Annotated in this window: 15 protein-coding genes; 12 read left to right on the forward strand and 3 right to left on the reverse strand. The window is 67.6% G+C overall.

Features of this window, described 5'->3' with window-relative positions; all coding sequences use genetic code 11:
- Positions 1-31 precede the first annotated feature (31 nt).
- The 9 genes from J0J01_RS06485 (at position 32) to J0J01_RS06525 (ending at position 7,412) form a co-directional block, all read left to right on the forward strand.
- On the forward strand, positions 32-880 hold the full coding sequence (locus J0J01_RS06485) for a 3-keto-5-aminohexanoate cleavage protein (RefSeq protein ID WP_296379422.1): 849 nt from the start codon (positions 32-34) through the stop codon (positions 878-880).
- Between the two features lie 15 nt (positions 881-895).
- Entirely contained in the window at positions 896-2,041 is a 1,146-nt protein-coding gene (locus J0J01_RS06490) for a Gfo/Idh/MocA family oxidoreductase (protein ID WP_296379423.1), read from the forward strand.
- Positions 2,042-2,797 carry a hypothetical protein gene (locus tag J0J01_RS06495; RefSeq protein ID WP_296379424.1) on the forward strand — a complete coding sequence of 252 codons (756 nt, stop codon included), beginning with the start codon at positions 2,042-2,044 and terminating at the stop codon, positions 2,795-2,797.
- Positions 2,794-3,819: an LLM class flavin-dependent oxidoreductase gene (locus J0J01_RS06500; protein WP_296379425.1), complete on the forward strand. Its 1,026-nt coding sequence runs from the start codon at positions 2,794-2,796 to the stop codon at positions 3,817-3,819. The genes J0J01_RS06495 and J0J01_RS06500 overlap by 4 nt, the downstream gene beginning before the upstream one ends.
- Before the next feature lie 106 nt (positions 3,820-3,925).
- Positions 3,926-4,924, forward strand: coding sequence for a bile acid:sodium symporter family protein (locus J0J01_RS06505; protein WP_296379684.1), 999 nt, complete (start codon positions 3,926-3,928; stop codon positions 4,922-4,924).
- A gap of 2 nt (positions 4,925-4,926) precedes the next feature.
- Positions 4,927-6,237: an amidohydrolase family protein gene (locus J0J01_RS06510; RefSeq protein ID WP_296379426.1), complete on the forward strand. Its 1,311-nt coding sequence runs from the start codon at positions 4,927-4,929 to the stop codon at positions 6,235-6,237.
- A gap of 177 nt (positions 6,238-6,414) precedes the next feature.
- Positions 6,415-6,660: a hypothetical protein gene (locus tag J0J01_RS06515; protein WP_296379427.1), complete on the forward strand. Its 246-nt coding sequence runs from the start codon at positions 6,415-6,417 to the stop codon at positions 6,658-6,660.
- 27 nt (positions 6,661-6,687) lie between these two features.
- On the forward strand, positions 6,688-6,978 hold the full coding sequence (locus tag J0J01_RS06520; RefSeq protein WP_296379428.1) for a hypothetical protein: 291 nt from the start codon (positions 6,688-6,690) through the stop codon (positions 6,976-6,978).
- 140 nt (positions 6,979-7,118) lie between these two features.
- A complete protein-coding gene (locus J0J01_RS06525) occupies positions 7,119-7,412 on the forward strand; it encodes a hypothetical protein (protein ID WP_296379429.1) in 294 nt (97 codons plus the stop codon).
- Positions 7,413-7,417: 5 nt separating this feature from the next.
- Here the strand turns inward: J0J01_RS06525 and J0J01_RS06530 are convergent, their stop codons facing one another.
- The 3 genes from J0J01_RS06530 to J0J01_RS06540 all read right to left on the reverse strand — a co-directional run bounded on the left by J0J01_RS06530 (position 7,418) and on the right by J0J01_RS06540 (position 10,012).
- On the reverse strand, positions 7,418-8,035 hold the full coding sequence (locus J0J01_RS06530; protein WP_296379430.1) for an exopolysaccharide biosynthesis protein: 618 nt from the start codon (positions 8,033-8,035) through the stop codon (positions 7,418-7,420).
- 133 nt (positions 8,036-8,168) lie between these two features.
- On the reverse strand, positions 8,169-8,495 hold the full coding sequence (locus J0J01_RS06535) for a hypothetical protein (protein ID WP_296379431.1): 327 nt from the start codon (positions 8,493-8,495) through the stop codon (positions 8,169-8,171).
- Between the two features lie 434 nt (positions 8,496-8,929).
- Complete coding sequence (locus J0J01_RS06540; protein ID WP_296379432.1) at positions 8,930-10,012, reverse strand: LLM class flavin-dependent oxidoreductase; 1,083 nt, start codon at positions 10,010-10,012, stop codon at positions 8,930-8,932.
- Between the two features lie 101 nt (positions 10,013-10,113).
- On the opposite strand from J0J01_RS06540, the gene ppk2 reads away from it, so the two are divergent.
- The 3 genes from ppk2 (at position 10,114) to J0J01_RS06555 (ending at position 12,152) form a co-directional block, all read left to right on the forward strand.
- Complete coding sequence (gene ppk2 / locus J0J01_RS06545) at positions 10,114-10,914, forward strand: polyphosphate kinase 2 (protein WP_296379434.1); 801 nt, start codon at positions 10,114-10,116, stop codon at positions 10,912-10,914.
- 23 nt (positions 10,915-10,937) lie between these two features.
- Entirely contained in the window at positions 10,938-11,324 is a 387-nt protein-coding gene (locus tag J0J01_RS06550; protein ID WP_296379435.1) for a hypothetical protein, read from the forward strand.
- 84 nt (positions 11,325-11,408) lie between these two features.
- The gene (locus J0J01_RS06555) at positions 11,409-12,152 is read left to right on the forward strand and encodes a Crp/Fnr family transcriptional regulator (protein ID WP_296379436.1); all 744 of its coding nucleotides are present in this window, start codon (positions 11,409-11,411) and stop codon (positions 12,150-12,152) included.
- Positions 12,153-12,171: the final 19 nt, after the last annotated feature.

Raw genomic sequence — 12,171 nt, forward strand, 5'->3', positions numbered from 1 at the left:
TATCGCCGGGCAATCCGGCAAGGAGGCTGCGATGCACAAGGTCTGGATCGAGGTGGCGTTGAACGGCGCGTGGAGCCGCAAGCTCCAGCCCCGCATCCCCGATACGGTCGAGGCGATCGTCGCCGACGGCATCGCCTGCGCGCGGGCCGGTGCTGCGATCGTGCACACCCACGCTTACCGGGATGGCCGCCACGTCTTCGACTGGCAGGTCTACGCCCGCATCATCGAGGGCATCCGCGCCGAGATCGACGTGCCGGTCTACCCGTCCTATCCCGCCGCCGAGCCCGGCATGACGGCCGAGCAGCGCTTTGCCCATGTCGAGGCCCTGGCCGAGCGCGGCCTGCTGGAGTTCGCTGTGGTCGATCCCGGCAGCGTCAACTTCACCACCGCCATCACCACGGCCGAGGCGAAGCCCGCCTTCACCTATCTCAATCCCGAGGGGCATGTGCGTTACGCGCTGGCCTTTGCGGCGCGCCGCGGCCTGCCGCCGGCCTACGCTATCTACGAGCCGGGCTTCACCCGCGCGGGTGCTGCGCTCGCGCGGGCCGCGGGCGTGAAGACGCCGATGTATCGCTTCATGTTTTCCCAAAGCTTCGCCTTCGGCTTTCCGCCCAAGCCCTACGCGCTCGCCGCCCACGTGGCGCTGCTGCAGGAGCTCGACGCCTCGGCACCGTGGATGATTGCCGGTCTCAGCGTCGACGTCCGGCCGCTGATCGGCGAGACGGTGGCGCGCGGCGGCCATGTGCGGGTCGGGCTGGAGGATGCGCCGCTCGGCACGCAGACCGGCAATGTCGCCTGGGTCGAGGAGGCGGTGCGGCTGGTGCGCGAGGCCGGCGGCGAGCCGGCGACGGCGGCCGACGTGCGCGCGGCACTGCACTAGAGTTCGGAGGAAGCGATGGCCAACATCCCTATCGGCGTCATCATCAACGGCGCGACCGGCCGCATGGGCACGACCCAGCACATGGCGCACCTCCTGGCGATCGCCAAGGAAGGCGGGCTGAAGCTCAAGAACGGCGACCGGCTGATCCCCGAACTCACGGTGGTCGGCCGCAACGCTGACAGCATCAAGGCGCTGGCGGCGGCGCACGGTGTCAAGCGCGCGACGACCAACCTCGACGAGGCGCTGGCCGGACCGGACAGGATCTTCATGGATTGCTCGGCCACCGGCGGGCGACCGGAGCGCGTGCGCAAGGCGATCGCGGCAGGCAAGCACATCCACATCGAGAAGCCGACCGCGCCGACCGTCGAGGAGGCGATGGAGCTGGCGCGGCTCGCCCACAAGGCCGGCCTCAAGCACGGCGTGATCCAGGACAAGCTCTACCTGCCGGGCTACGCCAAGCTGCTGTTCGTCAAGAACTCCGGCTTCTTCGGCCGCATCCTGTCGGTGCGGGTCGATGCCGGCTCGTGGATCTTCGACGGCACGACGCAGGAGTGCCAGCGGCCAAGCTGGAATTACCGCAAGAAGGACGGCGGCGGGCTGGCGCTCGATATGATGGCGCACTGGCGCTACATGATCGACCGCCTGGTCTCGCCGATCACGGCGGTGTCGGCGCTGATGGACACCGCCATTCCCGAACGGGTCGACGAGCAGGGCCAGCGCTACAAGGTCGATGCCGAGGACACGGTTTACGCGATGCTGCGGACCAGGGACGGCGCGATCGGCCAGATCACCAACAGCTGGGCGAGCCGGCCGCGCCGCGCCGACACCATGATGGTCCATATCGACGGCACCAACGGCTCGGCCTCGGCCGGCCGCTTCCAGTGCTTCACCCAGGCCGCGGTCAACACGCCGGAAGCCTTCATCAAAGCGGCGCGGCCGGGCGGCGTCGACCTGCAGGCGCACTGGGAGGAAGTGCCCGACACGATCGACCTGTTGCCGCCCTTCCGGCAGCTCTGGGAGAGCTTCCTGCGCCACGTTGCGGAGGACGCGCCGCTCGTGCCGACGCTGGTCGAGGGCGCCAAGGCCGTGCAGCTCGCCGACCTTGCGTACAAGAGCGTTGCCGAGCGGCGCTGGATCGATGTGCCGGAGCTCAGTCTCTAGATGGATACGATTTTCTTCCGGCCGGTGTCGGTCTTCCTGTTCACGCTGGTCGCGCTGCTGGTGGCCGGATGGCTCGGCTCGTGGCTGCGCCGCCGGGCGGGCCTCGATGAAAAGCAGCAGGAAGATTTCTCGCTGATCCTGGCCGCCACCCTGACGCTGCTGGGGTTGCTCATCGGCTTCAGCTTCTCGATGGCGGCGAACCGCTACGACCAGCGCAAGAACCTCGAGGAAGCCGAAGCCAACGCCATCGGCACCGAGTATCTGCGGGCCGATCTCCTGCCGGCCGCCGATGCCGACAAGGTGCGCGATGCGCTCAAGCGCTATCTCGACCTGCGCGTCCGCTACTACGTTGCAGACGCCGAGGGCGCGCGGGTCCTGGATCCGGCGACCGCCCGCCTCCAGGCAGAGCTGTGGACGGCCGTCGTGGGACCGGCCAAGCGGCAACCCGACCCCGTCGTGGCGCTGGTGGTCGCGGGCATGAACGACGTCATCAACGCACAGGGCTATACCCAGGCGGCCTGGTGGAACCACGTGCCGATGTCGGCCGTGACCCTGATGGGCGCCATCGCCTTCATGTGCAACGTGCTGATCGGTTACGGGGCGAAGGCCGCTCCCCTGCACAAGCGCCTGCTGACGATTCTGCCGCTGTTCGTGGCGCTCGCCTTCGCGCTGATCTTCGACATCGACACGCCGCGGCTCGGCCTGATCAAGATCGTGCCCCAGAATCTTGTCGCCCTGCAGGGGTCCCTGAAGTGAGCACTCGCAAGCCGCTGCGCCTGGGCGTGGCATACGACTTCCGCAATCCGCCCGAATCGGGCCTCAGCCATCAGCAGCTCTATGCCGCGATCATGGATCAGGTCGCCTGGCTCGACGGGCTGGGGCTCGACCTGGTCTGGTTCACCGAGCATCACTTCGTCGACGACGGCTACCTGCCGTCGTGGATTCCCGTGGCGGCGGCGATGGCGGCGCGCACGAAGAAGGTGCGCTTCTCCTGCGATGTCTGCCTGCTGCCGTTCAACCATCCGATCCGGCTGGCCGAGGATCTCGCGGTGCTCGACAACATCAGCGGCGGCCGGGTCGAGATGGGCGTCGGCATGGGCTACGCGCCGCACGAGTTCCGCGGCTTCGGCATGCCGGTGGCGCGCCGTGTGTCGCTGACCGACGAGGGGATCGAGGTGCTGAAGCGCGCCTTCACCGGCGAGACCTTCAGCTTCGCCGGCAAGCGCTACCAGTTCGATCAGGTGAAGATCGCGCCGGGCTACGTGCAGCCGGGCGGCCCGCCGCTGTGGATCGCCTCGATGGCGGAGGCGGGCGCGCTGCGGGCCGCGAAGTTCGGTACCAACCTGCTGCCGCAGGGCGAGCGCGAGCGTTCGCTCGATCCGTGGCTGGCCAAGCTCAAGGAGGAGGGGCGCGATCCCGCGGACCATCGCATCGGCATCATCAAGTCCTGCCTGGTGACCGACGATCGCGAGCGCGACTGGGGCGCGGTGCGCGCGGCCGAGCGGCGGCGCATGGAGATCTACAACAAGTTCCGCGAGGAGGCGGGCGGGCATGGCGGCGTCGCCGGCATCAGCGAAGGCAAGCGCATCCCGCAGACCTGGGTGGTCGGCGACGTCGATCACTGCGTCGCCGAGCTCTCGGCCTTCATCGAGGAATACGGCTTCACCGACCTCGTGACCTGGGCCGTGCCTCCCGGCATGCGGCCCGACCAGACCAATTCAAGCCTGGAGCACTTCGCCCGCGATGTCGCGCCGCGACTGCGGGCGCGGTTTTCGTGATGCCCACCCCGTCGTCCCTACCGGAGAGAAGCGGAGTGGAGGGATCTATTTTTATCGGTTGCGGTAATGAGAGAGGTCCCTCGGCTACGCCCGGGACGACGGAGTGATGCGCACCCTCGCCCGTTTCCTGCCGGATGGGTTCACGCTCGCCATCCTGGCGATCGTGGTGCTCGGCGCCTTCCTTCCCTGCGGCGGCGAGGCGGCGCGCTGGGTCGGCATCGCCAGCAAGATCGCCATCGGCCTGCTGTTCTTCCTGCAGGGCGCACGGCTGTCGCGTGCCGCAGTGCTGGCCGGCATCCTGCACTGGCGGCTGCATCTGATGATCTTCAGCTCGACCTTCGTCGTCTTCCCGCTGCTCGGGCTGGCGCTGGGGCCGGTGTCGGGCACGCTGATCGCGGCGCCGCTCTATGTCGGCGTGCTGTTCCTCTGCTGCCTGCCGTCGACCGTCCAGGCCTCGGTGATCTTCACCTCGATCGCCGGCGGCAACGTGGCGGCGGCGCTGTGCAGCGCTTCGCTGTCGAGCATCATCGGCGTGGTGCTGACGCCCCTGCTGGTCGGGCTGCTGCTGCATGCCCATGGCGAGGCCTCGGTGAACGGCGTCGTGTCGATCGCCCTGCAGCTCCTGCCGCCGTTCATCGCCGGCCAGGTACTGCAGCGCTGGCTCGAGCCCTGGATGAAGCGGAACCAGAAAACGGTGCGGCGGGTCGATCTCGGCTCGGTCCTGCTGATGGTCTATGGCGCGATCAGCGCGGCGACCTTGTCGGGCATGTGGCGCCTGCTGCCGGTACAGAGCTTCCTCGCCCTGGTGCTGGTTGACGGAGTCCTGCTGGCGGTGATGTTGTCGTTCAACGTCTTCACCGCCCGCCGGCTGCGCTTCACGCGCGAGGACCAGATCCCGATCGCCTTCTGCGGCACGCAGAAGAGCCTGATCATGGGCATCCCGATGGCCAACGCGCTGTTCGCCGGCTCGACCCTGGGCTTCGTCGTGCTGCCGATGATCGTCTATCACCAGATGCAATTCATGGCCTGCGCCGCCCTTGCCCGGCGCTACGCTGCGCGCGAACGTCAGCGGGTTCTCGCCGTCGGGGCAGGGGAGGGAGCGTGAGCATGGCAAGGACGATCATTCGCGGCGCCGACATCGTCACCATGGATCTGGCGCTGGGCGACCTCGCCGAGTCAGACATCCTGATAGAGAACGGCGCGATCGCGGCGATCGGCCCGTCGCTGCAGTCGCTCGATGCCGAACGGATCGACGCTTCGGGCATGATCGCCCTGCCGGGCATCATCGACGCGCATACGTGCCTGTGGCAGACCGTGTTGCGCGGTTACGTGCCCGATCTATGGCAGGGCACTTATAATACAGGCCTGCTGCCTCTGCGTGCCCGCTACACGCCCGACGACAATTTCAATGCCGCCTATGTCGGCGGCTTCGAGATGCTGTCCTACGGCACCACGACGGTCGTCGACTACTGCCACAACATCGGCACGCCCGACCACGCGCCGCGCTCGCTCGAGGCGCTGAAGACGACGGGCATCCGGCATCTGTTCGAGTATTCGTTCATGACCTTCCAGCCGGACAATTTCCCGCCGGCCGCCCGGTTCAACGACGCCCGGCGGATCTACGACCGCTACCACGACCCGGCAGGCATCACGACGATCGGCTTCGGCGTCGAATCGATCGGCGCGGAGGGGCTGCCGCTGCAGCTCCGCTTCACGCGCGAGCTCGAGGCGCCGAGCTGCATCCATGTCAACGAGGCCGGCACGATCGACAAGCTGAAGGCGGCCGGCCTGCTCGGCCCCGACCTGCTGGTGATCCACGGCAACCTGATCGGCAATCCCGAGCTCGAGGCGATGGCCAGGGCGCGCATGCCGCTCTGCTTCACGCCGACCGCCGATACCCAAGGCACGCCGGCCGACGTGGTGCGGCGCGCGATGGATCGCGGCGTCGACGTCGTGTTCGGCTGCGACATCCCCTGCTCGATCGCCTCGGACACGCTCGGCCAGCTTCGGGTTATGTTCAACGTGCAGGGCTATCTCGACGGCGCGATGGAGCGCAGCTTCTCGACCGTGCTCGGCCGCCGGCCGGCGGTGCGGCCGGGGATGCCGCTGCTGACGCCGCGCAAGCTGATCGAGACCGCCACCATCACCGCGGCGCGGGTGCTCGGCATGGACGATCGCATCGGCTCGCTGGCGGTCGGCAAGCGGGCCGACATCGTGCTGATCCGCAAGGGGCCGTTCGGCGAGTCGATCGCCGACGATCCCTGCGCCCACGTCCTGCTGCAGACCAGCCCGCGCGACATCGACACAGTGATGGTCGACGGCAGGATCCGCATGCGCGGCGGCAAGCTCGACGGCTTCGATGCCGAGCGCGCGGCGGCGATGGTCCGCGAATCGCGGCTGCGGATCGTGGCCCGTTAAACCGGTATCACCCGCGCGCTACCGTCGCTTCATTCGCGCAAGAGTCCAGCCCTATCCCTTCAAGCGCCGGAATTAAATAGCGCCGCCGGTCCTTACATTGACGTCGGCGCCGCCCCACCTGTCGAAAGCGCCGTCCGATCGCCCATTGGGCCGGCAGCTCGACCGGAGAAAATCCACATGACCGACCAGCCCTCGACGGCGCCCAACCGCATGCAGGCCCGGACCGACGGCCAGAAGCGGGCCCTGCAGAAGCGCGAGGTCCTGGCGGCAATCGGCGGCAAGTGGGGCAAGTTCAGCGAGCAGGAACTGTCCGACCTCAAGAACGAGGACGACCTCGCCGTCCAGGTCGCCGCGAAGTACGGTATCGAGAAAGCCATCGCGCAACGCGACGTCGCCGACCTGCTGAACGGCCGGGCCCTCTAGGCGCCATCGCCGCCACGGGAGGCGCGCATGTTCATACGATCCACCGAGAGCACCATCCATTTCGGCCGGCCCTTTCGTCTGAGCCAATTCGACGAGACACAGCCGGCCGGGAGCTACCGGCTGATCACCGAAGAGGAGCGTCTCGAAGGGCTGTCATTTGAAGTCTTCCAGCGCATGCGGACTCTGCTCTACCTGCCCGCGATCGCCTTGGCTGGCCACGCGCGCGAGGTGGTCGACGTCGATCCCATCGAGCTGGCGGCGGCGCTTGTCGTCGATGCCCTGCAAGGCCTTGGCGGGCCTCCCAAGGCGCCGAGATGAGAAATCTGAAGGACTGGCTGGTGCCGCCGGTGCTTTTTCCAGCGCTGCTGGTGGTTGGCATCCTCGCCTATGCGTGGCTCCGGCCGTGACACCGACCGTCCGGCGACGCGATGCCTGCCGGGGATCAAGGACGTGATGCCATGAACGACAAGCCGATCGATCTCGACCATCGTCGCGACCCGACCTTGCGGCACGCGACCGATTTGCGCCGGCTGACCGCCGAGGTCGAGGCCAACCGCGCGGCCCTGCAGCAGAGGCAGGAAGCGCTGGAGCGTCACCTCCTGACGCTGCCGGCGCAGTCCTGGCAGGAGGCGGCGGACAAGGCGCGCTACCTGCTTGGGCTGCTCGAGGCGACATCGGGCGATGCCCGGGTGAGGGGCCTGATCGTTGCTGTCCTGGCCGATTTCGATCGGCTGTCCCGGCGCGACCCGTAGCCGGTCTAGCCGAGTGACGCCGGATCCAGCCAGTCGACCGTCGCCACCGTACCCCAAACCGTCGCTGCGGTGAGCCCCAGCGACGTGAGCGCGCTCAGCAGCGAGACCAGCAGCGCCAGGCCGTCTTCCTCCATGTAGGCGGCGGCCAGCAGCATGATCACGAGCGCGGGCACGACGTGGGAGAAAGGCACCGGCGAGATCATCGTCAGGCCGAGCAACAGCATCGTCAGGCCGATCATCCGCCGCATCGTCTGGAAGAGTTCCGGCCAGCGCGGCCGGATCACCCGCTCCAGCCATTCGAGCCGCGGCGTGAGGATGCGTATGACCCGCGTCAGCCTGTCGACACCGACCTTCCGCCCCGCAATGATTCGCGGCAAGGCCGTCGCCTCGTGACCGAGGAGGAGCTGAACGGCTGGCCATGCCAGCAGCACGCCGACGAGGGTCGAGGCGCCGGGAATCAGGGCGACCATGCCCATCACGAAAAAGGTCAAGCCGAAGGAGCGCCGACCGAGCTGCGCCATCAGCCACGCGATCGGCACGCGCGGCTCCTGCGTGCGGTCCAGCATCCTCGACAGCTCGACCGATGTGGGAATGTACATCACGAGGCCGACCCGCGCCGGCAATGGCGCTGCCGGAAGGTAGCCGCGCCTTCGCCGCTTCGCCAGATCGACCGGCCGGGTCAGTTGCGCCGCAATGGCGGCAGCATCCGAGCCCGCAGCACGGACAGCCGCTGCGGCATCATGCCGGCGACCGGCGTCAACGCGGCCAGTCCGCCTGGGTCGGCAAGCCTTCGGTCACATCGACATGGGCCGCGGCGCTTCCGCCAGCCAGCAGCTTGCCGCTGAAACGCACCGCGAGGTTCATGCCCGTGTCGGTCTGCAGCACCAGGTCGACACGTCCGAAGGCCCGCTTGAGCGATCCCGGATGCATGCGCAACTCGCCCGAGGCGACCATGGCCTTGGTGTGGTTGAGGAAGCCGCCGATATCGTACTCGGCACGGCCGAGCTCGCAGCCGTCGGCTGAGCCGATCAACAGGCCTTCTCCGCGCAGGGCGCCGACGTAGGTCATGGACGTCCTCGCCATCACGCGACTTTCTGCCGGGGCAGCGGAAGGAGGATGCGGATGGCCGGCGGAGCAGCGGCCGCGGCCCGGCGAATCGCCGACATGCGGGTCGAAGCGGCCCGGCGGCTGGTCGCGAGGAGTCGTTGAAGGCTGAGCTCGTTCCGCACGAAACGTTCGAGCGCGAGCACGCGTTCTGGGCGCAAAGGAAACCTTTTTGTTCGGAGTGTATCGCGCCGCGGCTCGGGTGCTTCGGTCGAATCTGTCGGAGACCGAAACGAACGGCACGGTTGATATGGTGGTGCCGAGCCTCATTTGCAAGGGCGATCGCTGCGCGCCATTGGCACGCCTTCGGGGGAGTGGCGAATGGCAAAACGAGCCCAAATCCAGGCGCGTGTGCATTTCAGGTGCGCCGGGCCGATGGCAAAACCCGATTGCGTGTCACTCTCAACCGGGCCTTAGTACTTGGCGATCACCTGTTCGGCGAAGTCCTTCAGCGTACTGCGCGCCTCGGTCATGGCGGGCAGCAGGGTGACCTCGTCGAGGCCCATCGCCTCGCGCTCGCGCATCATGGCGATGATCTCGTCGGGCGCGCCGACCAGGCCGCCGGTGGCGCGGATCAGGTCCGGGGTGATGAAGCGGCGCTCCTCCAGCGGCAGGAAGGCGCAATGGCCGAAATGGACCTGCTGGTAGCGCTTGGCGAGCGGCACCTCCATCTTCTCGGTGAAGGCGAGGTACTCGTCCCACAGGCCGAGGCAGCGCTGGCTGATCGTGCTGGTGTCGCCGTCCTTCTGATAGAGCTCCCACCAGTAGTGCAGCGTCGCGGCGGCCATCGGGCCGATGGTGTCGATCACGCGCTCCGAGGTCGGGCTTTCACCCGGGCGCAGCACGCAGGCAAAGGTGAGCGCGGCGGTGTGGAAGTCGTCGGGCAGGGTGCGGCCGACCGCCGAGGCGCCCTGCTGCATCGTCTCCAGGCTCTTCTGCAGGCGGGCGCGGGTCTGGTTGTGCGAGCAGACGCGGCCGTCGCCGTAGGCGCCGGCGGCCTTGAGCGCCAGCGGCCCGTCGGCGGCGACATAGATCGGCACCGGATGCGCGACATCGATGAAGCCTCGATCGGCATGGAGGAAGCGGATCGACTGGCTACAGCCGTTCAGCGCGTAGTCGACCTCCTCGCCGTGCAGCAGGGCACGCAGCACGCGCAGGTATTCGCGGAAGCCGCCGGCCTTCATCGGGTCCTGGCCCATCACCCGCATCGCGGTGTGACCGGTCCCGATGCCGAGGAAGACGCGGCCGGGCGCCAGCCGGTTGATCGAAGCGATCGAATGGGCGGTGACCGGCGCGAGGCGCGTCGGCGCCACCGCGACGCCGGTGCCGAGGCGGATGCGCGAGGTGTTGGCGGCGGCCAGCGCCAGCACGGCATAGGCGTCCGAATAGAGCATCTGCGAATCGGCCGCCCAGGCGCAGTCGTAACCCATCGCCTCGAGATCGACGAACAGCTTCCAGTCGGAAACGCTGGGAACGACCGTGACACCGAACTTCATGATCACCTGCCGGGACCGACTTCACCGTGCGGCTTGATCAATGTCAAAGCCGGCGCGGTCCCCGCGGCTAAGCTTGGCCAGCTACCGGTGGGAAGAGCCCTATGCCGAAGTCCGAGGGAAGAAAGCGGCTCAAGCGCAAGGTCTACGAGGAAGAGCTGCGCAAGCTGCAGGTCGAGCTTTGCCATCTGCAGGAATGGGTCAAGGTTTCGCGCGAGCGCATCGTCATCGTGCTCGAGGGCCGCGACGCCGCCGGCAAGGGCGGCACCATCAAGGCGATCACCGGGCGGGTCAGCCCGCGCGTGTTCCGCGTCCAAGCGCTGCCGGCGCCGTCGGACCGCGAGAAGACCCAGATGTACATGCAGCGCTACATCGAGCGCTTTCCGGCCGGCGGCGAGATCGTGATCTTCGACCGCAGCTGGTACAACCGCGCCGGCGTCGAGTACGTCATGGGCTTCTGCACGCCGGCGCAGCACCAGCGCTTCCTGCAGCTCTGCCCCGCGGTCGAGAAGTTCCTGGTCGACAACGGCACCCGGCTGATCAAGATCTGGCTCGAGGTCGGGCAGAAGGAGCAGGAGCGCCGCTTCCACGCGCGCATCGAGGATCCGATGCGGCAGTGGAAGCTCTCGCCGATGGACATCGAGTCCTTCAAGCGCTGGTACGACTATTCCAAGGCGCGCGACCTGATGTTCGAGGCGACCGACACCGACGACGCGCCGTGGCACATCGTCTTCTCCGACGACAAGCGGCGCGCCCGCCTCAACGTCATCTCGCATATCCTGGCGCAGATTCCATACAAGAAGGTCGACCGCGCCAAGGTCAAGCTGCCGGAGCGCTCGACCAAGCGCCGCTACGACGACCATGCCTCGCTCGCCGGCCGCCGCCTGGTCGCCGAGAAATACTGATCGTCAAAGCAGAAGGTGCTCCGATGCTCACCGCCAAGGAGCTCCAGGCCAAGATCGCCGCCGCCAAGGCGTCGGAGGCGATGAAGCACCTGCACGTCGAGAAGGCCGAGAAGGCCGAGAAGGCCGAGAAGGCCGCGCTGATGGAACGGCTGGGCAAGCCGTCCGGCCTGACCGACCGGGAGGTCATGGACAAGGCGTCGGCGATCATCGGCCGCGTCGTCGAGAACGGCCTGTTGTCGGTGCAGGTGTTCCGCTTCCCGAACCACCTCTGCACCGACATGGCCGCCGCGCGGCTACCACATCCGCTACGCGGGCCTCGACTATCCCGGCGGCATGCCGCGCGATGTCGTTGTCACCATCGGCTGGCGCTGATCGGCGAAAACTGTCCGCACGTTCACGTTGAATTCTAGGAATAGCGGGTAAGCCACTGCTGACCCACAATCTCGAATCGCATCGTCACAGACAGGCAATGCCCAGAAGGGTACAGTGCCGATGTGAAAACCGAGCAGATCCGCCCAGCCGCGACGTGGCGCCTCTCGTCCCCGCCCAGGAAATTGCTGTGCGATTCGTGCCTGGGCAGCTCGCTCGGCATCTGCCGTCCCCTCGACGATCAACGGCTGGCGCAGCTCCTCGCGATGGGCGGCCGGCGGCGCTGGTCCAAGCGCGAGTTCATGTACCGCACCGACGAGCCCGCCCGCACGGTCTACAAGATCACCAAGGGCATCGTCGCCGAATCGCGGACGCTGGATGACGGGCGGCGGCAGATCATCGGCATCCGCACCGTCGGCGACCTGTGCGGCTATCCCGAGCATCGCGGCCGCTACCTGTTCTGCGCCGAGGCGCTGACCGAGGTCGAGGCCTGCGCCTTCGACGGCGAGAAGTTCGTCGCCTTCATCGGGCGCGACATCGACCTCGCTTGCGCGCTGGCCGAGGACGTCTCCGACCGGCTGCGACGGGCGACGCGGAACCTGACGGTGATCGGCCAGCTCAAGTCGACCGAGCGCGTGGCGCATTTCCTGGTCGAGATCCACGAGCTCTACGTGTCGCGCCACATCTGCACGCATCCGCTGACCCTGCATTTGACTCGGCAGGAGATCGCAGACTATCTCGGGCTGACTTTGGAGACGGTCAGCCGCTCCTTCAGCCGGCTGCGCGACATGCGGCTGATCGCGCTGGTCGGCGGCGACGCCGTGGCCATCCTCGACGAGGACAGGCTGTCGCATATCGCGAAGGTGTGAGGCGAGCTGAGCTGTCGGT

Source organism: Reyranella sp. (assembly GCF_017305915.1).
In the GTDB taxonomy this organism is placed as follows: Bacteria; Pseudomonadota; Alphaproteobacteria; order Reyranellales; family Reyranellaceae; genus Reyranella.